The 24529-nt window shown below is 57.6% G+C and carries 19 protein-coding genes; 16 read left to right on the forward strand and 3 right to left on the reverse strand.

The features are described from left to right. Genes ACFC5L_RS01140 through ACFC5L_RS01150 form a run of 3 tightly spaced genes read left to right on the forward strand, consistent with a single transcriptional unit; the run spans nucleotide 1 to nucleotide 2575 of the window. Entirely contained in the window at nucleotides 1-945 is a 945-nt protein-coding gene (locus ACFC5L_RS01140; protein ID WP_375202121.1) for an NAD(P)-dependent oxidoreductase, read from the forward strand. Beyond that, nucleotides 942-1679: an SDR family NAD(P)-dependent oxidoreductase gene (locus ACFC5L_RS01145; protein WP_375202120.1), complete on the forward strand. Its 738-nt coding sequence runs from the start codon at nucleotides 942-944 to the stop codon at nucleotides 1677-1679. Before ACFC5L_RS01140 ends, ACFC5L_RS01145 begins: the two co-directional genes overlap by 4 nt. Further along, the gene (locus ACFC5L_RS01150; protein WP_375202119.1) at nucleotides 1676-2575 is read left to right on the forward strand and encodes an SMP-30/gluconolactonase/LRE family protein; all 900 of its coding nucleotides are present in this window, start codon (nucleotides 1676-1678) and stop codon (nucleotides 2573-2575) included. The genes ACFC5L_RS01145 and ACFC5L_RS01150 overlap by 4 nt, the downstream gene beginning before the upstream one ends. A 40-nt stretch (nucleotides 2576-2615) precedes the next feature. Here the strand turns inward: ACFC5L_RS01150 and ACFC5L_RS01155 are convergent, their stop codons facing one another. Continuing rightward, nucleotides 2616-3395: a sulfotransferase domain-containing protein gene (locus ACFC5L_RS01155; RefSeq protein WP_375202118.1), complete on the reverse strand. Its 780-nt coding sequence runs from the start codon at nucleotides 3393-3395 to the stop codon at nucleotides 2616-2618. 30 nt (nucleotides 3396-3425) lie between these two features. Then, complete coding sequence (locus ACFC5L_RS01160) at nucleotides 3426-4181, reverse strand: putative capsular polysaccharide synthesis family protein (protein WP_375202117.1); 756 nt, start codon at nucleotides 4179-4181, stop codon at nucleotides 3426-3428. A 352-nt stretch (nucleotides 4182-4533) separates the two neighbouring features. On the opposite strand from ACFC5L_RS01160, the gene ACFC5L_RS01165 reads away from it, so the two are divergent. From ACFC5L_RS01165 to ACFC5L_RS01210, 10 genes are all read left to right on the forward strand, one after another. Next, nucleotides 4534-4755 (forward strand): hypothetical protein, encoded by a 222-nt coding sequence (locus ACFC5L_RS01165; protein WP_375202116.1) that lies wholly within the window; start codon nucleotides 4534-4536, stop codon nucleotides 4753-4755. Nucleotides 4756-4844: 89 nt separating this feature from the next. Further along, a complete protein-coding gene (locus ACFC5L_RS01170; RefSeq protein ID WP_375202115.1) occupies nucleotides 4845-5627 on the forward strand; it encodes a phosphocholine cytidylyltransferase family protein in 783 nt (260 codons plus the stop codon). 9 nt (nucleotides 5628-5636) lie between these two features. Further along, a complete protein-coding gene (locus tag ACFC5L_RS01175; RefSeq protein WP_375202114.1) occupies nucleotides 5637-7244 on the forward strand; it encodes a hypothetical protein in 1608 nt (535 codons plus the stop codon). Beyond that, nucleotides 7241-8119 (forward strand): formyltransferase family protein, encoded by an 879-nt coding sequence (locus ACFC5L_RS01180; RefSeq protein ID WP_375202113.1) that lies wholly within the window; start codon nucleotides 7241-7243, stop codon nucleotides 8117-8119. Before ACFC5L_RS01175 ends, ACFC5L_RS01180 begins: the two co-directional genes overlap by 4 nt. A 108-nt stretch (nucleotides 8120-8227) precedes the next feature. Then, nucleotides 8228-8956: a YidC/Oxa1 family membrane protein insertase gene (locus tag ACFC5L_RS01185; protein ID WP_375202112.1), complete on the forward strand. Its 729-nt coding sequence runs from the start codon at nucleotides 8228-8230 to the stop codon at nucleotides 8954-8956. A gap of 7 nt (nucleotides 8957-8963) precedes the next feature. Then, nucleotides 8964-12017: a PEP-utilizing enzyme gene (locus ACFC5L_RS01190; RefSeq protein WP_375202111.1), complete on the forward strand. Its 3054-nt coding sequence runs from the start codon at nucleotides 8964-8966 to the stop codon at nucleotides 12015-12017. 17 nt (nucleotides 12018-12034) lie between these two features. Further along, nucleotides 12035-12697, forward strand: coding sequence for a gamma-glutamyl-gamma-aminobutyrate hydrolase family protein (locus tag ACFC5L_RS01195; protein WP_375202110.1), 663 nt, complete (start codon nucleotides 12035-12037; stop codon nucleotides 12695-12697). A 28-nt stretch (nucleotides 12698-12725) separates the two neighbouring features. Further along, nucleotides 12726-14927, forward strand: a complete 2202-nt coding sequence (locus ACFC5L_RS01200; RefSeq protein ID WP_375202109.1) for a sulfatase-like hydrolase/transferase — start codon at nucleotides 12726-12728, stop codon at nucleotides 14925-14927. Nucleotides 14928-14956: 29 nt separating this feature from the next. Continuing rightward, a complete protein-coding gene (locus ACFC5L_RS01205) occupies nucleotides 14957-15565 on the forward strand; it encodes a hypothetical protein (RefSeq protein WP_375202108.1) in 609 nt (202 codons plus the stop codon). A 75-nt stretch (nucleotides 15566-15640) separates the two neighbouring features. Next, on the forward strand, nucleotides 15641-16336 hold the full coding sequence (locus ACFC5L_RS01210; protein WP_375202107.1) for a methyltransferase domain-containing protein: 696 nt from the start codon (nucleotides 15641-15643) through the stop codon (nucleotides 16334-16336). 18 nt (nucleotides 16337-16354) lie between these two features. Here the strand turns inward: ACFC5L_RS01210 and ACFC5L_RS01215 are convergent, their stop codons facing one another. Further along, a complete protein-coding gene (locus ACFC5L_RS01215; RefSeq protein ID WP_375202106.1) occupies nucleotides 16355-17158 on the reverse strand; it encodes a putative capsular polysaccharide synthesis family protein in 804 nt (267 codons plus the stop codon). A gap of 166 nt (nucleotides 17159-17324) precedes the next feature. Here ACFC5L_RS01215 and ACFC5L_RS01220 point away from each other — a divergent pair, with 166 nt between their 5' ends. The 3 genes from ACFC5L_RS01220 (at nucleotide 17325) to gmd (ending at nucleotide 24528) form a co-directional block, all read left to right on the forward strand. Continuing rightward, nucleotides 17325-18014: a class I SAM-dependent methyltransferase gene (locus ACFC5L_RS01220; RefSeq protein ID WP_375202105.1), complete on the forward strand. Its 690-nt coding sequence runs from the start codon at nucleotides 17325-17327 to the stop codon at nucleotides 18012-18014. Nucleotides 18015-18240: 226 nt separating this feature from the next. Beyond that, nucleotides 18241-23346 (forward strand): FkbM family methyltransferase, encoded by a 5106-nt coding sequence (locus tag ACFC5L_RS01225; RefSeq protein WP_375202104.1) that lies wholly within the window; start codon nucleotides 18241-18243, stop codon nucleotides 23344-23346. Between the two features lie 120 nt (nucleotides 23347-23466). Then, nucleotides 23467-24528, forward strand: a complete 1062-nt coding sequence (gmd, locus tag ACFC5L_RS01230; RefSeq protein WP_375202103.1) for a GDP-mannose 4,6-dehydratase — start codon at nucleotides 23467-23469, stop codon at nucleotides 24526-24528. Nucleotide 24529: the final 1 nt, after the last annotated feature.

The following is a 24529-nucleotide window of genomic DNA, read 5'->3' on the forward strand; positions in this document are numbered from 1 at the left end:
ATGGCGCGCCCGAACATTCTCGTCACCTGCCCGCCGATGCTCGGCCTCATCGACGAATTCGCTGAACGCTTCGATAAAAACGGGCTCGATTTCACGCCGGCGAAGGTGACGCAAATCTTGAGCGAGGAAGAATTGCTCGATCTTGTCCCAAACCATGAAGGCTGGATCATCGGCGACGACCCGGCGACGCGCCGCGTGGTTGAGGCGGCTGCGAAAGGCAAACTGAAAGCCGCCGTCAAATGGGGCGTCGGCGTCGACAATGTCGATTTCGCCGCGTTCAGGGATCTCGGCCTTCCGGTTGAAAACACGCCCGGCGTTTTCGGCGGCGAAGTCGCGGACGTGGCGCTCACCTATCTCCTCGGGCTTGCACGCGAGACCTATTTTATCGACCGCGATATCCGGTTCAACAATGGCTGGCCGAAGCCGAGCGGGATTTCGGTCGCCGGCCGCACGGTCGCTCTTGTCGGGTTCGGCGATATCGGATCGCAAACCGCAAAACGCATCATCGCCTGCGGCGGCAAGGTGATCGCTTATGACCCGATGTATAAACCTGTCGCCGGGATCGACGTTGAAACCGCGCCATGGCCCGCGCGCCTCGATGAAGCGGATTTCCTGGTCTTCACCTGTCCGCTCAATCCGGCGACGAAACACATGTTCAACCGCGACATCATTGGCAAACTCAAGCCCGGCGTCCGCGTCGTCAATGTGGCGCGCGGCCCGGTGATCGAAGAAGCGGCGCTTCTCGACGCGCTGGAAAAAGGCGTCGTTCATTCTGCGGCGCTCGACGTTTTTGAAGTGGAGCCGCTGGCGCCGGACAACCCCTTGCGCAAATTCGACCGTTGCATCTTCGGCTCCCATAACGGCTCCAACTCCGCCGACGCAGTGCGCCGGGTAAGCCATATCGCGATTGAGAAAATCGCGCGTTTTCTGGGAAAAGCCGCATGACAAAAAGCGTTCTCATCACGGGTGCGGCAGGCGGCATCGGCTCTGCTCTCGTTGACGCCTTTGCGGGCGCCGGATGGAACGTGATCACTACCGACGCCAAAAAACCAGCGAAAAGTTCGGGCGCCTTTATCGAAGCCGACCTAAGCGCCTTTGCGCCGGACACGGGCGCGCTCGCCGAATTCGCCAAAAAGGTTCGCAAAGCCGCGAAAGGCGCGCCCTTGCGCGCGCTCGTCAACAACGCGGCAACGCAACGCCTCGCCCGCCTCGACAAACTTGAGCATGACGCCATCGTCGAAACCTTCAACGTCAATGTCGCCGCGCCGATGCTGCTCGCAAAGGAATTCCTTCCGGAACTAGAAACGAACAAAGGCGTCGTCATCAATATGGGATCGGTGCACGCTCAGGCGACCAAGCCTGAATTCGCCGCCTATGCGACATCGAAAGCCGCAATTCACGGACTGACCCGCGCGCTCGCGGTCGATCTCGGCCCGAAAGTGCGCGCCGTAACGCTCGCGCCGGCGGCGGTCTCGACGCCCATGCTTATGGCGGGCTTTGACGGCAAGGAAGCGGCCTTCAGCGAACTCGAAAACATTCACCCGGCTGGCCGCATCGCCAGCCCGGAAGAAATTGCGAAGATCGCGCTGTTTCTTGCGTCCGATGAGGCAAGCTTCATGACGGGAACAACGATCTACGCTGACGGCGGCGTGCTTTCCCGCCTTCATGACCCGGCATGACAGCGGCGCTGACCCATAGCCCGCCGGAAGTCGTCGCGAATGTCGGCGCGTTGTTGGGCGAAGGCCCGCTATGGGATCCGCGCGAAAACGCGCTCTACTGGCTCGACATCAAGGGCGAAACAATTTTCCGCCACGCACTGGATAGCGGCGAGACCAACATCATAGCAGCCCCGGGTATGGTCAGCGCGATGGCGCTGGCGCGCTCCGGCGGTTTTATCTGCGCTTATCGCAACGGTTTTGCGCGGCTCAGCATCGAAAACGGCAAAGCGCATTTCACGCCGATCATTGATCCCGAAACAGACAAGCCTGGCAACCGCTTCAATGACGGCAAGGCCGACCCCGCCGGCTTTTTCTGGGCGGGCACTATGGACGACGCGGAGAAAGAAACCTCCGGCGCATGGTGGCAGCTTTCAGCCGACGGCGCCGTGACGAAAGTCGATGACCCCTATCACGTCACCAATGGCCCGGCCTTCGACCCCGCGCGCGGGCGCGTCTACCTCACCGACTCCGCAAGACAGACCGTGTTCGTCGCGGAAACGGACGGGACCGCAATCCGCAACAAGAAACCCTTCCTCCAATTCGGCGAGAATGACGGGTATCCGGACGGCATGGAAGTCGACGCCGAAGGGTGTCTCTGGATCGCCTTTTGGGACGGGTTCGCCGTGAGGCGCTATTCGCCCGATGGCGGTTTGCTCCACGAAATCGCCATGCCAGTTCCCCGCCCCACCAGCCTTGCGATTATTGATGACGCCATGTTCATCACCTCCGCATCGATCGGTCTGCCGGAAGAAGACCGGACAAGCTACCCGCACTCAGGCGGCCTGTTTTATGTAAAACTGTCGCGTGCACTCGCAGACGCATCTTCGGTTCGATATGTCGAAGATATAAAGCTGTGATCAGCAAGGCGAAAAGACTCTCACATCGTAGCGCTTTGGTTCAGCCAAGAGCGCCGCGCCTTTTCAAACCGATGTCAGTTTCAGAGAGCCATTTCTCAAGCCGGGGATATTGCCTTGCCATAGACTGTTTGACGTCGGCATAGCCACGTTTTTTCACAAAGGAGAGCACTTCGCTTTCAAGCTCAGGCGTCATATGGTTGCGCCAGTCGCCGGAAACACCCTTGCGCAAATGCTTGCCGTCGCCGGTATTGGGAAGATTTTCAAATGTGGTGACTTCTTTGGCCATCTTCACCGTCTTTGACAGCGCTTCGGGGGCGACGCCGAGATATTGGAGAATTTCAATCGCCTCGGTATCGAAATCTTCTTGCATGGCTTCATAGCTTGTCAGAAAGGGGGACGGCCCCTTCATATGCCATGAGGCGTGAAATTCGATAATGCGCTCCGTATGCCGCGTAAAAATTCCTCGCTCGATAAACTCTTCAAAGGGAGCATCATAGCCATCAACGCGTTTTTTGTGATAATAACGAGACACGATTGTATCCCGGATATCGCGGACAATATTTAACATTCGAACATGTGGCGCCGCCAGGATCTTGCTGAAAAGCGGGGTTCGGAACCAGTGCTGTTTCACGTAATAGTCCCTCGCGCCGAACGCTTCCACCGACAGGGCGGCGTTTTCCTTATCGCGATCGAACGAAGGGTTTTTCCAGCCAGGATTGCGAAACTCCGCCGGTAACGGGACGGCAAGCTTGGAGCGGCGCACAAGCTGAACAAGCCATGAAGATCCACTTTTTTGGGCGCCATTGCAGACTATTAACATAACATTGATCTCGTGAATTGACTTCTCGTATCAGCCGCCAGACGCGGTTTTGGGCGCAGCCATCTCCTGGAACTTCTGGCGCTCATCATCTGAATAGAACTTCTTTATCGTTTTCAGGTTCATACATTCATCTATGTAACCGTCGCGGACGGCACCAGGCGATTCCATAACTTGTTTATAAATGTCTCGATACCACTTGTTATTTGCCTCATTCGCGCGTGAAAGTACGATCTTTTTGCCCAGGAAGTCGCTGATCAATTTTGATTTTCGCTCATCATGCGCCTCAAGCTTCAACAATAGAATATCGAACTTTCCTTTGTTAAATCGAAAATGATCCGCTGAAGAATCAATATCGTGCTTAAAAACATCAATGCCAGTAACCGGAATAAAGTCTTTCTTGAACCATATATCTGGCGTGCGTGCATTTGTATTACGTAAACGCTCAAATATTGCGTCCCGATCTTTTTGCATTCGTATAGGCGTGTTCTGAAAAACCGCTGATATATTTCGCATTATTGGGTTTCGAATTAAACTGATTACGCGGACCTGGTTACTCGCTTCGATATGGTCTCGGACTAAAATGGACTCAATAATATGCGGAGGCGTTTGCTTCAGATCTGGGTTGTTGAGATAGCGCTTGAGCATGTTTCCCATGCGCTCCGTCTCAAGAAAATGCACGTCGTAGCAATTGACGCCCGCCGCCTTTAATGATTGCGATACACTGCTCGATCCGACCTTGCCCATGGTATAAACGATCACGTCGGCTTTCGCCTTAAAAAGTTTCATAAGTTTGCCGCCGTTTTTGCCCTATCTTGTACTAACCGAGCGCCTTGTTTTGTGCAGATGCGGAATTTTTGCAAGCCGGTCGTTGGCGGATCGTGCAACCCAGTCTTCGTCCCAATCCGGCAACGCCAGCTACCCGACTAGTCAATACACGCCGCCGCCTGGTAAACAGGTCAATATTGCCGCGGGCGTCCAAATGGCGAACTTTTTGCGCTCCTTCATTGACTTTGCGAAGCTTTCACGACAATTTCTTGTCACATTTGTGTCAAGCGCGACGCCGTCAAGCAGGGGCTGCAAAAGAGCCCCCGGGAAGATTTTCCAGCGCGCCGTGGACAGCTGAAAAGGACAAGTAGCTATGTCAACGAACCCCGGCAAAGGCGACATTCTGGTTTTGGTTACGGCGCTCGCCATCCTCGGTGTGACACCTGCGCACGCCTATCTCGATCCGGGTTCGGGCGCGGCCATCACCTCGGCGATCCTCGGCTTCTTCGCGGCCATCACCTTCACCTTGCGCAAATATTTCCACAAGCTTATGCGCGTGTTCACCGGCGGGCCCAAAAAAGAAAAAAGCGAATAGCCGCTTATCGGCCGCTTCGGCGGCAAGACTGATTTGAGGCCGGCAAGGCGAAACGCTTTGCCGGCCTCCTCAATGACTGGGACCAGCGAATGACGAAAGTCGTGATCTTGTGTGCGGGACAGGGAACGCGCCTTCGCCCGCTGACGGACTCCATCCCCAAAGGCATGGTTCCTCTCCTCGGCAAGCCCATGCTGTTTCATCAGCTCGAAGCAATTGAAGCTGCGGGCGTCGAGGATGTTTCGCTGGTCACCGGTTATGCGGCAGAGACCCTTGAAGGCGTCGGAACGCATCACTTCCACAATGAGCGTTTCGCCGACACCAATATGGTCGTGAGCCTGTTTTGCGCTTCGCCCCTCTTCGATGGCACCGAAAACCTTATCATCGCCTATTCGGACATCGTCTATGAGCCGCGCATCCTTGAAGCGTTGATCGCGGCGCCAGGTCCGCTCGCCACTGTCATCGACCGCAATTGGCTGGCGCTGTGGCGCGAACGCATGCCCGACCCGCTTGCTGACGCGGAATCGTTGAAGCTCAACCCGGACGGCACGCTTCTGGAAATCGGCCAGCGCGCGGCCTCGCTCGCCGACATTGAAGGGCAATATATCGGCCTCACCAAAGTTTCGCCGGCGGCGCAGCGCAATGTTCTGGCGTTTTACGACAATCTCGACCGCAACGCGCAATATGCAGGCCGGTCCTTCGACCAGATGTTCATGACCGAATTTCTGACGCGCCTCATCGCCGCCGGGTTCCCCATTCACGCTGCGGCGGTCGAAAGCGGCTGGCTTGAAACCGACACGCTCGAAGATCTCCAGAAATACGAGGCGCTGGCGGCGCGCGGCGAACTCACCCAGTTCTGGCGTCCCGCGGAGTAATCGGCGCCGATGTCGTTCATCGAAGAAATCAAGGCGCTCGAAGCTTTCACAAACCTCCCGCGCGCCCGGCGCAATCTCGTTATTTATTCTGAAGGCCCTGAATACTGGCCGCATTTTCGCGGCGTCCTCAAAGAGCTGCTTGAGACGCATCACTGTCCTTTTATTTTCATCACCTCTTCTGAAAAAGATCCGGGCCTGAAGCTGCGCCACCCGCTTGTTCGAACCTTCAATGTTGGCGAAGGCGGCGGACGCAAGAATTTCTTCGCCGATATCGAGGCCGACATCATGGCCCTGACTATGCCCGATCTCGGCCAGTTGACGCTCAAAAAATCGGACGGCTGCGGCGAGTATGTCTATCTCTTTCACTCACCGGTCTCGACGCATCTCATCTATCGCGACGGCGCCTTCGATCACTATGACACGGTGCTGTGCGCCGGCCCGCATCATGAAACCGAAATCAGGGCGCGCGAACAACAAAAGGGGCTGCCGGAGAAAAGGCTGGTCCAGCATGGTTATGGCCGTCTTGACGAGATCATTGCGGATGTTCCGGCGGATGAGCCCCTCCGCGAAGGGCCCGCTCATGTACTCGTGGCACCCTCATGGGGACCGACCGGTCTGTTCGAGACCATGGGTAATAAGGTCGTGGGGGCCCTGCTTGACGCCGGCTTCAAGGTGACCGCCCGGCCCCATCCGCAAACCCGCCGCCTCAGCGCCGAAAAGATCGGCGAGCTAAAAGAGGCGTTCGGCGGCAATCCGCTATTCACGCTTGAAACGGACATGGCGGACAAGACGTCATTTTACGAAAGCGACATTGCGATCAGCGACTGGTCGGGCGCCGCCTTCGATTATGCGTTTTCCAGATTGCGCCCGGTCGTCTTCATCGACACGCCAAAGAAAATGAACAATCCGTCTTACGCCGAACTGGGCATTGAGCCCATGGAGGCGGCGATCCGCTCCAATATCGGCGCCGTTGTCGATCCATCCGACATCGCCAGCCTTCCCGAGACGATCCGCAGACTTGTCGACAAAGCCGGATCGGTGCGGGAGGCGATCACCGAGGAACGCACGCGCTGGATTTACAATGTGGGAACGAGCGCGAAGGCCGCCGCCGCAGAGCTTGCGCGGCTTAGTTTCAATGCGTCTCTCGGCGACGACGGCGCCGTTGAGAATCTTGACGCGCGCTGCCGCAACGCAGTTTCTGAAATGCTTGGCGCCGTCCCATCGGAAGAAACAAAAGACGGCGCTATTTCGCTTCATGAAACGCTCGCGGACCTGCTCGCGCGAGCATCCGCCTTTGGCGAGAACGACTATGCAACGCTGGAAGCGCTGTGCCGGCGCATCGACATTTTCAAAAAACTTCACGAACACTATGACGCCGCGCTGATGAAGCCCGCCGACGCCAAGACGCCCGCCAAAAAAGAAACCTATCCCGCCCTCGCTTATTGCCTCATCGCCGCCTCGCAGAAAAGCGCGAGCGACGCCGGACTTGCGATGAAATTCCTGAACGGCGCCGCCAATGCGCTTGGCGCTTACGAAGACAAGGGCGGCGCGCGCGCGGCCGTCGCGCTTGAAAGCCTTTTAAGCGCCGCTTTCGACAGGATCGGAGACGGGGCGTGAAAACACTCGACCTCACCGTTCTTTTTTATGAAGGCCCCACGGGACGAGCCTATCTCGAAATGCTTCGCCGCAATGGTTTTCAAGTGAAGAAAATCATTCACATGGTTCCGCGGCCGGGCGGGATTTCGAAACTGCTCCCCAAAGGCGTACGCGCCAATATGAGCGCCGCGCGTCAGGATCAGCTCGCCAATCACTGGCCGCGGGCGCTCGCCAAACACTATCCCGGCCTTGTTGGTGACATAACCGAAAAACTCGAAGCCGCCTTCGATCTCGGCGACGGTTTTTTCGAGGCGTTGCGAGCGGGGCCTGACCTTTCCCCCTATTCAGACAACATCGAGATGCTTGAGATTGAAAACTTCAAGGATCCTGCTTTCCTTGAGGCACTAAAGGCCGAGCCGGAGTCGCTGATCCTGTTCAGTGGCGGCGGTATCCTGCCCCCGGCGGCGTTCGACATTCCACAGATCCGGTTTCTCCATATTCACCCCGGATATTTGCCCCATGTGCGCGGCGCGGACGGCCTTTTATGGTCCAGCCTCGTGCGCGGCCGTCCGGGCGTCAGCGCTTTCATCATGCAGCCCGGTCTCGATGTGGGCGATCTTGTCGCCGCGCTTGAGACCGAGCCGTTACGTTTTATGGCGGCTGAGACGGAAGTTCCCGACAATCAGGCGCTCTATCGCATGGTCTTCAGCTATTACGATCCGATCCTGCGCGCCGTCGCCCTGCGCTCCGTCCTCGACAAGCTTGAAAACGCGGCCGCACTCGCTGGCGCGCCGCAGGACATGACCGAAGGCGTCACCTATTACTTCATGGCGCCGCTGACGCGCGCTACCGCCTTGAAACGCCTGTTCGACTTGCCCGGCTCGGCGGTTTTCTAGGACGTTTGCGCCCCTTCACAATAGTGTCGCACTGTGCAAAAAGTGCGTGACGCATTGGATGCGCCAAAGCGCACATAGCGCGTATTTCGTATTAGCTGGAGGGGCGACGTGGCGTCCGCGCTCGAATTCATTCTTTTCCCGGTCATTTTCGTGATGGACCTCGTCTTGAAGGTGGCGCACGCCGTCACGTCAAGCTGGGGCGTTTCGATCATCATACTGAGCATTATTGTCTACGCCGCGATCACGCCCTTGCGGAAAATCGCAACACGCCTCCAGAAAGAAGAAACGGAATTACAGGCGAAGATGGCCGGTCCGTTGCGCGAAGCCAAAGCCAAATACAAGGGCGAAGAGCATTTCAACGAGATTGAGCGTATCTACAAGGAGTTCAATTATCATCCGATCAAATCGGTGAAGACGGCGGGCGGCCTTCTCATTCAGGTTCCTTTCCTGCTCGCGGGCCTCTTCCTCTTGATGGACTATCCGGCAATGCAGGGCGTGCCGTTTCTTTTCCTTCACGACCTCGGCGCGCCGGACGCGCTTTTACCCCTGCCGGGCGCGCCCTTCGGTCTGGCCCATATCAACCTTCTCCCCATTGTGATGCTGGCGACAACGCTTGTTGAATCCTTCGGCTTTCAGGAAGGCGCAGTGGGCGCGAAAATAAAATCCAGCATCATCGGCTTTGTGATTTTCGGCCTCATCTATTCGCTGGCGTCAGCAATCGTCTTTTACTGGACGCTCAACAATTTCTGGTCGCTTGGCCTTGCAATCGCGCGCTCGCGCCGCACAAGCCAGAGCGCCGAGCCCGCGCAAGCCGCTTCCTCTCAAATCGCGGAGTGAGCGCGTCATGGCGCCGGTGACCGCCAGAACGGACCTTGTCATTCTCGGCGCCGGACGGCCAACCGGCTACGGCTCGAAAGGCACTTCCGCCGACCATCCGCCAGGTCACGCGGCGCTTGCCTGGGTGAAGCAGGCGGTCGAATCGCATGTGGATGTCCGCCATTTCATCGCCGGCTTCGCAGCGGAAAAAGCGGCGGCGGCGCTCCCTGATTTTCATATCACGCTCAATCCCGACTGGCGAATGAGCGGCAGTATCAAGACGCTTCGCTGCGCGCCGGTCGCGGCAGAAAAACAAGCGCTCGTCTGTTACGCCGATATCGTCTTTCACGAGGCCGCTGCTGCGGCGCTCGTCAACGATCCGGCGGATATCTCTCTCGCCGTCGACAGCGCATGGAAGACCCGTTACGCCGCACGCACCGAACGCGATATGGCGGTTGCGGAAAAAGTTATCGTCAAAGACGGCGCTCTCGCCGCCATCGGCAAAGAGATCGGCTTCGATGAAGCAGACGCGGAATTCATCGGCCTTGTGAAGTTTTCGCCTTCAGCCATGAAGGCGGTCCATGACCTCGGCAAGACAAACGCCTCGCTGGCCGAAACCGGCGGCGTCGCAAAGCTCATCTCCCATTTCATTGCGAATGACCGGTTTTCGATCTCATTTCATGATGTCGCCGGCGCCTGGGCGGAACTCAATGCGCCGCAGGATCTTGCGCGCTTCGTTCTCGGCACTAAAGCCGAAACCCTCGACCGTCTGAAGCCGCTGGTGCGCGCCATGCGCATCGAAGATCAGGTGAAGTTCTCCATCAGCGAGTGGGAGCGCGATGAAGCGGCGATCAACGCCAGGGTCCGCTCCGCTTTTGACGGCGCGCCAGTGATCGTTCGCTCATCGTCCCTCGCCGAGGATTGCTGGAGCACCGCGAATGCGGGTGTCTATACGAGCCTGCCCGATGTGGATCTGGGGCAAACGGAAAAGTTCGCAAGCGCCGTCAACGAAGTGATCGCCTCATACGGCCCCCGCAACCCCGACGATCAGGTGCTGGTGCAGCCCATGCTGTCGGACGTCATTGCGAACGGCGTCGTCTTCACCCGCACCTTAAGCCATGGCGCGCCTTACTTCGTCGTCAATTTCGACGAGACCGAAGGGGCGACCGACGGCGTCACCGCCGGCACCGGCGATCTCAAGGTTCTCTATCTTCATCATGACGCGCCAGCGCCGCCGCCGGACGCGCCTTCGTGGATGGCGGGTCTTGTGGAAGGCGCGCGCGAACTTATCCGGCTTGTGGGCTACGACACGCTCGATCTGGAATTTGCAGTGACGGCGGATGGCGAGATCTGCCTGCTTCAGCTTCGCCCCATCGCCGTCGATCACGATGAATGGGCGATCGACGATTCGCTTTTGCGCGAAGAGTTGAAACAGGCGGTCGCGCGCTATCGCGAGCATGAACGCGCGGCGGGCGGCAAGACGGCCTTCGGCGTCATGCCCGACTGGAATCCGGCGGAGATCGTCGGCACGCGGCCGTCGCTGCTTTCCATCAGCCTTTACCGCTATCTCATCTGCGACGAAACCTGGGCGCGCCAGCGTGCAGAATATGGCTACCGCGACGTGCGGCCCCAGCCGCTGATCGTTTCCTTCGCAGGCCGGCCTTATGTCAATGTGCAGGCGAGCTTTTCATCTTTCATTCCGGCCGGCATCTCGGATGATCTCGCTGGCCGTCTCGTCGATCATTATCTGACGCGCCTCGCAAACGCGCCGTCACTCCACGACAAGGTGGAGTTCAATATCGCCTTCACCTGTCTTTCTTTCGATTTTGCCGACCGCGCGGAAAAGGAACTGGCGCCCGCCGGGTTTTCAAAAGCCGATATTGACGAACTGCGGCAAGGGCTCGCCGCCGTCACTCAAAACGGCTTCGCCCGTTACCGCGAAGATTTCGCAACCATCGAAACGCTCGCCGCGCGCTTTGACGCGATCATGCAGAAACCCCTGTCGCGGCTGGAGCGCGCCTGCGCGCTGCTCGAAGACTGCCGCCGCTTCGGCACGCTGCCCTTCGCGCATCTCGCCCGCAGCGGCTTTGTCGCGGCGACCCTCATGCGCTCCGCCGTTGCGAAAGGCCATATGGATCAGGCGTTTCTTGACGCCTATCTCAACTCCACCAACACAGTGGCGAGACAGTTCGTCACTGACGGGCTTGAGGCCTCGTCGGGCGGGCTTTCATGGGAGGAGTTCTCCGCGCGATACGGACATCTGCGTCCCGGCACCTATGACATCCTTTCGCCCGCCTATCACGAAGACGATGGGCGGCTTTTGCGTGACGCCATTGGCGGACTTTCCTCAACGCCGCCTCATGAAGCGCCGAAATGGCCCGCCGGCGCATGGGAGAAAATGCAAAGCGCGCTTTCAAAGCTCGGCCTTGTTACGGACTTCAGTGCCTTCGACGATTTCGTGCGCCGCGCCATCGAGGGACGCGAATACGCCAAGTTCGTCTTCACCCGAAACTTAAGCCAAGCCCTCGACGATCTTGTGGCCTTCGGCGCGGAGATCGGCGCCGGGCGCGACCTCCTCGCGCAGATTCCTTTCGACACTTACCTCTCTTTACGCGCGGGCGAAGGCTTCGGCGATCCGGGCGACTTCATCCGCAACATGGCGGACCTCTACGAACAACGCCGCATGATCGCGCTCAACGCCGAACTGCCGCCGCTGATCACAGATGAGACGCAGTTTCACGCTTTCTTCTATCCGCCCTCGGCGCCGAATTTCGTGACGTCGAAATCGATTACCGCAGACATCATCGCCGTCGGCCAGGAGGCAAAGCCCGATCCGGCGGATCTCAAAGGCAAAATCGTCGTCATCCCCCAGGCCGACCCCGGCTTTGACTGGCTTTTCGGTTGCGAGATGGCGGGGCTCGTCACGCAATATGGCGGCGCCAATTCCCACATGGCGATCCGCGCCGCGGAATTCGGCCTGCCCGCGGCCATCGGTGTCGGCGAAGTCCTGTTCGAGAAATTGCAACACGCCAAAGTCGTCCTCCTTGACTGTCTCAATCAACGGTTGGAAACCCTGCGCTGAAGGAAAACGTCGCTCTCATGAAACGCATCGGCGTCACACAGCGCGTCACGACGGCGCTTTACGGCCAGCCCCATGACTGTCTAGATCAGGCGTGGGCGGATTTGTTTGTCGTGCTTAACGCGGCGCTCGCACCCCTGCCGAATCTCGAAGCGGCGCCGGAGAAGATCGCCGCCTATCTGGGCGCCGCGCAACTCGACGGCTTCATCCTCAGCGGCGGCAATGATATTGCGGGCCTTGCTGACGAAGCGCGCGGCTCGCAAGTTTCGCTTCGCCGCGACGATTTCGAACGCGCCGTCATCGCCTATGCGCGGGCGCGCAATGTTCCGTTGCTCGGCGTCTGCCGCGGCATGCAGTTTCTCAATATGGACCTTGGCGGAAAACTGACGCCCGTTGAAGGGCATGCCGGCGTGCGCCATCGCATCAAAAAGACCGGGGAGACGCTGCCTGCCTATTTAGACGCCGCGCCGGACGAAATTGAGGTCAATTCCTATCACTCATACGCCATCGCCGCGGAGGGCCTAGCCCCCGACCTCATCGCCGCTGCAACAGACAGTGACGGCCATGTGGAAGCGTTCTTTCACCCGGCAGAACCGCTTGCAGGAATCATGTGGCATCCCGAACGGGAGACCTCCGCAACAGAAACTGACAAAAGACTGATGACGGCGTTTCTCGGGCTCTAACCCGACGACCCGGCCGGAGAGGAAATTCATGACGACAACCGCTAATGAGAATTTTCTAAAGCTCTCCCCGGAAGGCGTTGCGCTTGTTTCCGCGGCGGCGTTTCTGTCGCTTACGGTTCTCCTTTATATTCCCGCACAAATCTATTTCGCCAACCTGGAAGCTTTTCAGGCAGGCTTCATGACTATTGCGGGACGCTCGCTCGCCATCTGCGCTGGCGCCATGGGCGGCGCCTATCTTGCGGCCCGGGCGTTGCCGCAACAGCCCTTGCGGATTGCCGCTGCTGTATTTGCGGTTCTGGCGGTCCTCGGCTTTGTCTTCGGCGCGGTTCTGACGCCCATGACTATCGATCTGGGTCTCGTCGATGGCGGCGACGCCAAGCTCTCTATACCGCCGCTTTATCTTGCACTCGACATCATGCTCATCGCCGGCCTCTTTGCGCTTTTCTATTTTCAGTTCGCAAACTTGCGCTCATTCCTTATCAATATGTTCGTCATGGGCGCCGTGTTCATGCTTGGCTATGCGGCCTATGCCGCTATAACAGCAGGCGGGCAAGAGAAGTCCAGCGAGGCTGAAACCACCAATTTTCCTGTCGAGGATTTCTTTAAGCTTTCGCAGGACGAGAACATTATCCTGATCCTGCTCGACAGCTTTGATTCGCATTTTTTCGACCTTCTCTTGCTGGAAGACGGATCGCTGACGCAAGCGCTGGACGGCTTCACGTTTTTCCGGGACGCAGCGTCCGTCTCGCCAACGACCACCGGCGCCATGCCGGCGATCCATAGCGGACAGATGATTTATTACGACCGCCCGCTCAGCGACTCTTTCAAAGATCTTGTCGTCGAAGGCTCCTTCCTCTCGACCATGACGCCCGAAGCCGACGTCATGCTTCTCAACCCGAAACGCGAGGTCTGCGCAGCCAAGATCATTTGCGGCCATACGGCGGATCTGGCCGCAGGCGGGAATAGTTCAGCATCGAAGCAATGGGGCGTGCTTGTTTCCATTTCCATGTTCCGAAGCGCGCCATACCTGTTGAAGCCCGCGCTTTACGACGCGCCCGAGTGGTTTGTGGCGCTGTCGGCCGCCGGCAACGACGCCGGCGTCCTCGATGCGATGGCCGCCAGCCTCTCCCCCACGGCGGCGCGCCCGCAGGTGCGTTTCCTGCACTTCCTTCACACCCACACGCCCTACAACCGGGAATTCGATTGCACCGAAATTCCGCCGCAGAATTCAAATCCGCGCATTGCGATGAACAACATGCGTTGCGCCATGAAAGGCGTCGCGAACTATATCGACGCACTCAAGGCCGCCAATCTCTATGATCAAAGCACGATCCTGATTTTCGCCGATCATGGCGCGGTCGCTTTCGACGCCAATCTTGTCTCGACGCTCGATGCGGGAAAACTCCGGATCACCCCGGATGGGCGGTTCATGGCGCCGCGCGCCGAAACGCCGGATGCCGGCGGCGCCGGACATAACGCGCCGCGGTCAAGCCATCCGCTTTTTCTGGTCAAGCCCAAGGGCGCGCGCGGCCCTCTCCAACTGAACGCAGAAAACGCCGTCTCTCTTCTCGATATTCCCGCAACGACCTGCGAGGACACCGAGCTTTGCGCCTCCGCACAAGGCTACAACGCGTTCGAGGCGCCGCCCGCAAATGATCGCGTGCGCCCCTATTACGATTATGACATGCGGCCGTTCCAATCAGCCTTCGGCACGGATAAACCGGCATCGGAATCCGTAACGGCCCTTTCCGTCACCGCATCGCAAGCGGCAACGCCCGCCGATGTGAAGCATGATCTTGTGCGCGCTTTTTCGTTTAGCCGCGAGGGAGCCATTCCGGGCTTCGGTTTTCCGGAGCGGTGGGGCCGGTGGAACGCTGAAGAACAGGCGAATTTCGATCTGTGTTTTGAGGCGCCGCCAACGGGTGAAGAGGAACTGGTTCTCAATGGGCGCGTCTACCTCCCCGAAAAAAGCGCCCGCCAGCAAGTGCGCGCCAGCTTTAACGGCCGCACTGTTCTCGATCAGACCTATGCCCACAAAAACCCCGCCGACCGTGAAACGCAGACATGGCGATTACCGCTTCAGCCTTCGGATCTTGACGACAATAACTGCGTCACCGTTGCGTTTGAAACGCCGGATGCGCCGCCCGCACCCGCAAGCTGGCGCGAGGCGGAGCGCCGCCGCATCGGCGTCGGCCTTGTCTCCATGCAGCTTGAAGGCGGCGCGCAATGATGTCCGCATTTTTTTCACAGAGGCCCGGCATGTCTCGCGGATCAAAACCGGCAATGCTTCTCGTTGCAGTCATGACGCTTGCCGCAGCGCTTGTCAGTTGTTCAGGAGACCATGGCGGGCCGTCGCGCAGCTTTGACGGAAAAACATCGGTCAGGCTGCCATTCGACGCCAAGGCGACTGCCGAAACCTATACCGTCGACATTCTGCTGAAGTCACGCACGGTTCCATCCGATCCTGATTATGAGAACACGGAAACCACGCCGCCCATGCCGTTCCGGCTGGGACGGCTTGGCGCATCCCTGACGGCGGAAGGCTACCGGTTCTGGCAGCGCCAAGCTGATGAAACCATTCTCGTCAACGCCACCGTCGGCGACCCGGCCGAGTTCACGCGGCTTACCTTTGTCGGCGGGCCCGACTGTCTCATCATTTATGTGAATGGGGGTGAAGCCGTAAGAACCGCTTATCCGGCACCGTTAACCGGACCCGCCCTCGCCGGCGTTGGTCACAGGAAACGCTACTGGCGCGGCGAGATTGCCTATTTCGACATTTACGACCAGATGAAGGTTCTTGGCGAATTCGATCCCAAGGCTGGACGCTTTGACGAAGAAGGACGGATCGCCTCTCTGCCGTTGAAATAAGCGGCGGCGCGTGCAAGCCTTTCGGGTAGCCGCGCATCCGCCAACCCCGCCAAGAAAATCTGGATCTTGAAACGCATGTTCGATTTTATCCGCAAACCGCTTCTTTGGCAGGCTTGGGACAACAATTACGACAAGGAGATTAAAAAAGACGGCGGCTTTCACCTTAAAACTATTCAGGATCTCGCCGTCTATTCATATCTTCGCGATTGCGACGGGCTGACGATCGCTGAAATAGGCGGCTCTGATTCGAGGCTGTTGCCGTCTCTTGTGCAGAAAAACACCTGCTGCAATGTGGAAAAATTCGAAGGCGCCAATAACGGCGCCGCCGAAGAAATTCACATACCCGGCGTCAAGAACGTCAAAGCTTTTCTCGGAGAATATTCGGAAGACCTTCAGTCAGGCTCATTCGACGTGGTTTTTTCGGTTTCTGTCGTCGAGCATGTGCCAGATTCCGATCTCGATAGCTTTTTTGACGACGGGCTGCGCATTCTGAAAAAAGGCGGACTATGGCTCCACGCCGTTGACATCTATATCGAGGACGAACCAAGCGAACGCTATCTTTCGCGATATGCCGCCATGCGCGCCTGGATGTCGAACAGCGCCGTCACGCCAATTGGCGAGGTTTTCGAAGGCCCGCTTGCCTTCACTTGCGACATGGCCTCGAACCCAGACGATACGATGTACCGTTGGGGGCGGATCGCACCCAAAAAAGCCAAGATGCGCCAGCATGCGCAGTGCGTGTCGCTGCTAATCGGTCTTCGGAAGAACTGATAAACGGCGCCGACAAAGTTAGGGCGAAGCTGAAGAAAGGTAACGGTCGCGCAGCAAAGCAGCATCGTCTCTCGAATAAAGCTTGTTGAAATATTTCAGTTTGAGACAATCCTGCACAAAAGTGCTGCGCACGATATTCGGATCTTCAGTGATCTTCTTGTAGACTTCATAATACCCCTTGTTGCGCGCCTCATTCGCTCGCTCCAGGGTCACGTTAGCCCCGACAAATTGCCGCAACAGCTCTTCCTTGCGGTCGTCGGGCGCTTCGAGTTTGAGCATAAGAACATCGGCTTTATCGCTGGAAAAGCGAAAGTGGTCAGATGTCGGATCAACTTTAGCGCTGAAAATATCGATGCCGGTCGTCGGAATAAAATCACGCCGAAACCAATTGTCAGGCGTCTTCGTGCCGTATTTCTGCAGGCGCTTTAAAATTTCGTCAAAATCATCGTTATGACGCGGCGGCAGATTCTGAAACACTGCGGAGATGTTCCGCATGATAGGGTTTCTCACGAGTGTCACGACTTTCATGCGCCCTTGCTTGACCAAGGCATTGTGCGCGATCAACGATTCGATAATGTGTTGAGGAACAATTTCAACATCCGGATCCTCAAAATAACTCTGAAGAATATTGCAAATCCGTTGCTCATTCAGAAAATGCACATCCAGACAATGAAGCCCGGCGCTTTTGATAGATGTGGAAATAGAGCTCGACCCTACTTTCCCCATTGTGTAGACAATGGCGTCCACCTTGCGATTGTTCAAAATCCACATTTCAACACTACCGTTTCCAATTCTTGCGGGCGCTAGGAAGCGCGGCCCCATTGGATGAAGCTGAAAACCAGCGCCCCCATGGCGAAATCACTTGCGTCGTCACAGGGATAGCCCACCCCCGTCAAATTACAATGGCGGACTTTTGCGCGCCCCCGACAACCTCTATAGCTCTCCGGACAGCGCCCGCAATCCGGCGAGGGCCGTCAGGAGACCTTTGATGTTTGACTTCATTCGCAAACCCCTCATCTGGCAAGCATGGGACAATGCGTACAACAAGGAGATTGGCGCAACCGGGTCTTTCTGCCTGAAATCCATGCAGGATCTGGCTGTATACTCCTATCTGCGGGGCTCGGAAAATCTGACCATTGCGGAAATCGGCGGCGGCGATTCCCGCATCTTGCAGACGCTCGCGAAACGCAATCGATGCTTCAATATTGAAAAATTCGAAGGCGATGGCGGCGGGCCGAGCGAGGAAGTCAAAATCGCCGGCGTTGAGAATATAAAGGCATTTCTTGGCGACAACGACCCGCAGTTAAAATCAGATTTTTTCGACGTGGTTTTTTCGATCTCAGTGGTTGAACATGTCCCCGATCTTAAAAGCTTCTTTGACGATGGCGTCAGAATCCTGAAATCGGGCGGCCTCTGGCTGCACGCTGTCGACATGTATGTGGAGGATGAGCCGAACGGCCATGCGATCAGGAAATTTGAAAACATCCGCAACTGGGCGACCGCCCCCTCAGTCTCGCCAATTGGCCCGGTTTATGACGGGCCCCCGGCGTTTAGTTGCGACATCGCCTCGAACCCCGATAATACGATGCACCGATGGGGTCGGCTGTCGCCCCGCCTGGCCGATCTGCGCAAAAAAGCCCAATGCGTGTCCCTTCTGGTAGGCGCCCGCAAGATATGAAGCCTCAGCCGCTTTGCTTGACGCCCGTCCCGCCATATCGATATCCGGAGCATCTGAGCCCTGCGTCAATTTGATCGCAAAGCCCGTTGACATAGACCAAAAGGACGAAGAAATGATTCGCCAGCTTTACGCACCGGACTTCGCATTATACGAAAACGCTCTTGGCGAAACGCCAAAGGCAACCCGGAATTAGGCGCAATCGCGATTGGCAGCGGAAATCTCTAAAGTGTCCCTGAAAATTTCAGTCATTACGCCGTCCTTTAATCAGGCGGAATTCCTTCCTCGAACCATTGTCTCGATTGAGCGCCAGTCCTTAAAGCCTATCGAGCATCTTATTTTCGATCCTGGCTCCTCGGATGGGAGCCGCGAGATCGCGGCAAAGGCGTCTGGCGTCACGCTGATCGCCGAGGAGGATGAGGGCCAGGCCGACGCGGTTGCGCGCGGCATGCTGGCGGCGAAGGGCGACATCATCGCCTGGCTCAATTCCGATGATGAATATTACGACGAAGGCGTCTTCGCCGCTGTCGCCGAGGCGTTTGCCTCGGAAGAAAAGCCCGACATCGTTTTTGGCGACGGCGTATATGTGGATCAGCATGACGAGTTTCTCCGCGACGCCTATGTGATTGCGAACCCGGACGAACTTCCCTGGCGTCTCGCCAAGGAAGTCGGTATTCTTCAGCCTGCAACCTTTATATCAAAAGCGCTCGTCGATCGCATCGGGCCCGTCGATCGCGATCTGCACTTCTGCATGGATTACGAATTCTGGATTCGCGCGCAGCAAAGCGGCGCGAAATTTATGCGCCTTAATCGCCGACTCGCGAAAGCCCGGTATTATCCTGATAACAAGACGCTTTCCCTGCGCGGCGACAGCCTTCGGGAAGTCATTCGGATGCTGAAAAAACGGTTCGGCTTTGTCCATTACCAGTGGGTTCAAAGCCTCGCCGACTTCGACCTCAACAAGCATGACGGCATCTTACAGCGTTTCTCGGCCGATGGCGGCGCCGAAAAGGATTTCGAGCGCCATGCGCTCAACCTCAACCGGCTCATTAATGGCGACGTGAAGAGCCTCGAACATTTTCGAAAACCACCGTCACCCAAGAGCATCGGCAAAACCCTCGAACTGCTTGAGCAAAGCGGCGGATATCATGCGGGTCATTACGCCAAACCGATTGCCGCGGAAGAAGACGCGCCGGCGGGAGTCCAGACCTATGTCGTCGGCCCTACGCGATGGGGCTTCAAGCAATCCTGGCTTAAACCGGAACTGGCGCGGTCCGACGCCCTGATGGAGCTTCTCGGCGCCAACCGCAAAAGCGATACATGCGTCATCGTGGGCAATGGGCCGAGCCTCAACCATGTGAATATGGACGATCTGAAAAACGCAGACGTCTTCATCACCAATTACGCTTTCCTGAACAAAAAACTCGCCGCCATTGCACAATATCTTTGCGTGACGAATTATCTCGTCGCCGAACAGGAGCCTGAAAGCTTCAATCTCCTCGCCGACAAGATCAAGTTCACGCCCTACTGGCTTTCCCATTGCCTGCTACCGGCAAAGTCGACTTGCTACATCCGCTCCGTCGGTCATGCCGAGTTTGGCGATGATTTCCGCAAGAACATTTCATGGCGCTCGACCGTTTCTTTCTTCGCCATGCAAATCGCTTATGCGCTCGGCTACCGCAAGGTGCTGCTGACGGGCTTCGATCATTCATATGTCCAGCCGGAATCGACCGAAGGCGACCTGATCGACCAGGATGAGGACGATCCAAACCACTTCGATCCCCGCTACTTCAAGGGAAAAGTCTGGCAGGCGGCGGACACAGACAATATGGAGGCGATGTATCGCCTCGCCAAAGCCGCGTTTGAAAAAGACGGCCGGGAAATCGTCAACTGCACCGTGGGCGGCCATCTCGAAATTTTCCGACGCGGCGATCTGGCCGAAGAGCTGGGGCCCAACGAGAAGCAGCGCTCTAGCGACGTCAAAGCGCTTATCGACAACCTTCAGTCTCCGGCTTTCTTGCCCGTTTCCAGGCCGGTCGCGGTTGCACAGAAAAAGCCGGCCGCCACCCATTCGGACGGCTCCTATCCGCGCCTTCTTCTGATCGATCACACCCGGACCGGAAACGGCACAGCGACAGGCGAGCTCAAGGCGACCTTGTTTGCAGACTGGCCGCGCGCAAAACTGTTGCAGCTTTTCCAGGCCAGCCCTAAAAAGATCGGCGTCTGGGAAAATAATCGGGCCACAGTGATCGACGCCGAAGACCGAAATGCGGTGAAAGCGCTGCATGACCGCATCGCCGCATTCCAGCCTGACGCGATTCTCTACCGGCCTGTGCCGAACACAAAAGTGCTGCACAAATTTGCAATGGAAATGATCCCGGCGCTCAATAAACCGCTTGCAACATGGATCATGGATGACTGGCCTGCGCATCTTTCTGACGCGGGCGCAAAACCTGACCCGGCTCTTGAAGACGATTTCAAACGACTTCTCGCCCAGTCGCAAACACGCCTGTGCATTGGCGAGGCGATGGGGAAAGCCTTCGAAGACCGTTATGGCGCGCCTTTCGTTTCCTACGCCAACGGCGTCGATCCCGCAGACTGGCCGAAGGCTGCGATCCGGGAGGGGCGCGGACCAGTCCGCGTGCGCTATGCGGGCTCGCTCGCCAGCAACATGACGCTGATGACGCTTCAGCGCATCGGGCAAGCGGTTGAAGACTTGTCACACGACGGGGTCGACATCGTTTTCGAAATCAAGACGCGGGATCTGTGGCGCGACGGCGCCGCGCCCCATTTCGAAGGGCTGACGTGCAGCAAATTCATCGTCACGGACCTGACGCCCGCCGGATATCGCGAGTGGCTATCGGAAAGCGACATTGTCGTCATCGGTTACAATTTCGACGAGACCTCGACGAATTACGTCAAATATTCCGTCGCGAACAAACTGCCGGAATGTCTCGCCTGCGGCGCCGCGCTTTTCGCCGTGGGGCCAGAAGAGGTCGCCACCATGGCCCTGCTCGAGGAAATCGATTGCGGCGCCCGCGTGATGAAAGACGACCTTGCGCTCATCAAAGCCAAGCTCGCCGACCTCGCACGCTCTGCGGAGCTGCGTTTCCAGCTTGCCGAAAAGGCGCAGTCGACAGCCGCGGAGCGGTTCAATATTCACGTCATCCGGGACGGCTTCCGGAACGAGATCGCCATGACAGCAGCCTCTTTGAATCTTGCCGACGCGCCGCGTGACGCACATCTCCATGTCGATGAGACCGCGGTCGTCGCCAGAATGCTGGAAAGCAGACACGGCCAAGAGCATGTAATGATCGATGTGGGTGGCCATTACGGCGAATCCGCCGCCTATTTCGACGCGCTTGGCTGGCGCATTTTCTGTTTCGAACCTGATCCTCAGAACCGCGAAAAATTGATGGCGCGTTTCGGCGGCGCCCAGAATGTTGAGATCGACCCGCGCGCCGTCAGTGACAAGGCGGCGTCTGGCGCCGCCTTCTTTACGTCAGAAGAAAGCACCGGCATCAGCGGTCTTTCCTCCTTCCATAAAACCCATAAGGAAACAGCCCGCGTCGACATCACCACAGTCGCCGACGTCGTCGCTCACAAAAAGCTGAAGCATATCGATTTCCTCAAAATCGATGTCGAAGGCTTCGACCTCTCCGTCCTCAAGGGCGTTCCGTGGGACCATCTCAAACCGGACGTGGTTGAATGTGAATTCGAAGACGCCAAGACCATTCCTCTCGGGCACAAATGGCAGGACATCGCCGACTATCTGAAAGAACGCGGCTACGCCGTCTATGTCAGCGAATGGCATCCTATTGTCCGCTACGGCGTGCGTCATGACTGGCGGCGCGCGGCGGCTTATGGGCCAGCGCTTTCCATCCCTGATGACGCCTGGGGCAACCTGCTGGCGTTCCGTAAAGATCCCGGTCTCGACGCTGTGCGTGCCGCTTTCGCCAGCGCGATGTTAAACCCGGAAGGCTCTGTAAAGAAAACCGCGGCGGGAGCGTCACAGATCAAGCGGCCCGCCTATGCCGCTTTTGGTGAAAAGCTGAGGGCGCGGTCGCCGAAGGCGTTTGCCGTTTTGCATCTGGCGCGGCGCAGTCTCGCCGCGGCATGGCGCCTTCGCGCGCTCACTGCGCCGGCGCTCTTGTTATTGGCGGCGCTCGCCGGAGCCGGTTTCCTACCGGGCCTCAGCGCTTATCGCATGGAAATCTGGACGCTAGCCGGTTTCGCCGGGTTGGCCATACTGGTGCTTTTTATCGCGCTGCGTCTTTATCGGATTGCGCAACGCCTTTCCGCCGAAGTCGTTGCGCTGCATGACCGGGCAGCCGCGATGCAGAACCGCCACGACAAACACGCCGAAGTGTTAAAACACGAACTCAAAACCATAACAGATCAGACCACCCAAAGCCGGCATGACCTTGCAGCTTTGCAAAAGTCATCCGAAAGGCTCACCCAAAAATTAGACTCAGCTGAAACTTTCAGCGCAGAGACCCGGAAACTCGCCTATATGCGCGCCATTGAAATCGGCCGCGTCGAAGATCGCGCCGCTGCGGCGGAACGTCAGATCGGCCTAATGCGCTATCCCAACGCCCCGCATTGCTTCGTTCTTTTCGGACATCACAAATGCGGCTCGCGGTTTTTCCGCAATCAGGTGTTTGGACGCATCGCCGAAGCGACCGAAGCAAGGGTCCGGAAATACGAAATCAGGAACCGACCCTTCCACTACTCAAGCTCCGACGACCTCGATCTGAAAAATATGGATTTCGGCGGACTTGGCCACAATGGACGCGATGTCGTCTTGTTCTCCAACGCTACAGCGCACTCGCTGGACAAGATCAACGAGAACGCATCCGACTGGAAAGGGCTCCGCATTCTTCGCGATCCGCGGCAGGTGCTGGTCTCAAATTACTTTCATCACAAAGGCGACCACCTTGCCGACGCCAGCGATACTCATGGCTGGGTCTGGGATAGTCTTGTACGCGACAAGCCTGTTCTGCGAAACCTCCCGGAAGAAGACGGACTGATCTACGAACTCGATCATATTTCAAAAGAAATTATTGAGACGCAGGTACTCGCCGGCATGGGTGACGAGCGCATCCTGACGCTCCGGCTGGAAGACTTCGCCGCCGAACCCGCCGTGTGGCTACGACGGATTTCGGACTTTCTCGAAGTTCCCGACATCGCCGGGCTCAATCTCGACGCCAAGGGCGCCAACCCCGACAGCGGGGCGTGGCGCAATCATTTCACGCCGCGCCTTACCGCCATTTTCAAGGAACGCTATGGCAAGGCCCTGATCGACCTTGGCTACGAGAAGAATCTGGACTGGTAGGCGGGCGGCGCCGGATTTTTCGAACCGTTGAAAAGCCCCTCTCAGGGTTGCACCTCCCCTTAAAATAGGCTGAAACCGCCCGAAGCGCCCTCGCGGGAGGGGCGGGGTAAGGTTGGCCTGATGACGAAGAAAAAAGCCCTGATCACCGGCGTCACCGGACAGGACGGCTCCTATCTGGCGCGGTTACTCTTGGAAAAGGACTATATCGTGCACGGCGTCAAACGCCGGTCTTCCTCTTTCAACACTGGACGCGTCGACGATATATATAAGGATTTTCACGATCCTCATGCGCGGTTTTTCCTCCATTATGGCGACTTGACGGATTCGACCAACCTCATCCGCCTCATTAAGGAAACCCAGCCTGACGAGATCTACAATCTCGGCGCCCAGTCCCATGTCCAGGTGAGTTTCGAGACGCCGGAATATACGGCCAACTCCGACGCGATCGGCGCGCTCAGAATTCTCGAAGCCATCCGCATCCTCGGCATGGAGAAAACGGCGCGGTTTTACCAAGCGTCGACGTCCGAACTATACGGCCTCGTGCAGGAAACGCCGCAGCGCGAAACTACGCCGTTTTACCCGCGCAGCCCCTATGCGGCCGCAAAACTTTACGCCTACTGGATCACCGTCAATTACCGCGAAGCCTATGGCATGCACGCTTCCAACGGCATTCTCTTCAACCATGAAAGCCCAGTGCGCGGCGAGACCTTCGTCACGCGCAAGATCACCCGCGCAGTGGCGCGCATCGCTCGCGGAGTTCAGAACGAGTTGTTCCTTGGCAATCTCGACGCCAAGCGCGACTGGGGCCACGCCCGCGACTATGTGGAAGGCATGTGGCGCATCGTGCAGCAGGACCAGCCTGACGACTTCGTCCTCGGCACCGGCGAAACCCATTCAGTGCGCGAATTCGTCGAGCGCGCTTTCAACCATATCGGCGTAGCCATTGAATGGCGCGGCAAGGGCGTGAAGGAAGAGGGCTTCGACGCCAAAACGGGCGCCGTCCTCGTCCGTGTCGACCCGGTCTATTTCCGCCCGACGGAAGTGGACTTGCTGCTCTCTGATCCGTCGAAAGCGAAACAGGTGCTAGGCTGGACGTACACAACCAGTTTCAAAGACCTGGTTCAGGAAATGGTCGAAGCCGACCTCACGGAAGTCGACACAATTTTGAAAAGTGAAAAATAAG

This window comes from Hyphococcus sp. (assembly GCF_041986965.1).
Classification (GTDB): Bacteria; Pseudomonadota; Alphaproteobacteria; order Caulobacterales; family Parvularculaceae; genus Hyphococcus.

Coding starts and splice junctions, on each gene's coding strand:
- gmd (WP_375202103.1), top strand. CDS start 23,467: ATGACGAAGAAAAAAGCCCTGATCACCGGCGTCACCGGACAGGACGGC.
- ACFC5L_RS01190 (WP_375202111.1), top strand. CDS start 8,964: ATGGCGCCGGTGACCGCCAGAACGGACCTTGTCATTCTCGGCGCCGGA.
- ACFC5L_RS01170 (WP_375202115.1), top strand. CDS start 4,845: ATGACGAAAGTCGTGATCTTGTGTGCGGGACAGGGAACGCGCCTTCGC.
- ACFC5L_RS01195 (WP_375202110.1), top strand. CDS start 12,035: ATGAAACGCATCGGCGTCACACAGCGCGTCACGACGGCGCTTTACGGC.
- ACFC5L_RS01155 (WP_375202118.1), bottom strand. CDS start 3,395: ATGTTAATAGTCTGCAATGGCGCCCAAAAAAGTGGATCTTCATGGCTT.
- ACFC5L_RS01205 (WP_375202108.1), top strand. CDS start 14,957: ATGTCTCGCGGATCAAAACCGGCAATGCTTCTCGTTGCAGTCATGACG.
- ACFC5L_RS01200 (WP_375202109.1), top strand. CDS start 12,726: ATGACGACAACCGCTAATGAGAATTTTCTAAAGCTCTCCCCGGAAGGC.
- ACFC5L_RS01210 (WP_375202107.1), top strand. CDS start 15,641: ATGTTCGATTTTATCCGCAAACCGCTTCTTTGGCAGGCTTGGGACAAC.
- ACFC5L_RS01175 (WP_375202114.1), top strand. CDS start 5,637: ATGTCGTTCATCGAAGAAATCAAGGCGCTCGAAGCTTTCACAAACCTC.
- ACFC5L_RS01140 (WP_375202121.1), top strand. CDS start 1: ATGGCGCGCCCGAACATTCTCGTCACCTGCCCGCCGATGCTCGGCCTC.
- ACFC5L_RS01150 (WP_375202119.1), top strand. CDS start 1,676: ATGACAGCGGCGCTGACCCATAGCCCGCCGGAAGTCGTCGCGAATGTC.
- ACFC5L_RS01215 (WP_375202106.1), bottom strand. CDS start 17,158: ATGGGGCCGCGCTTCCTAGCGCCCGCAAGAATTGGAAACGGTAGTGTT.
- ACFC5L_RS01145 (WP_375202120.1), top strand. CDS start 942: ATGACAAAAAGCGTTCTCATCACGGGTGCGGCAGGCGGCATCGGCTCT.
- ACFC5L_RS01220 (WP_375202105.1), top strand. CDS start 17,325: ATGTTTGACTTCATTCGCAAACCCCTCATCTGGCAAGCATGGGACAAT.
- ACFC5L_RS01160 (WP_375202117.1), bottom strand. CDS start 4,181: ATGAAACTTTTTAAGGCGAAAGCCGACGTGATCGTTTATACCATGGGC.
- ACFC5L_RS01165 (WP_375202116.1), top strand. CDS start 4,534: ATGTCAACGAACCCCGGCAAAGGCGACATTCTGGTTTTGGTTACGGCG.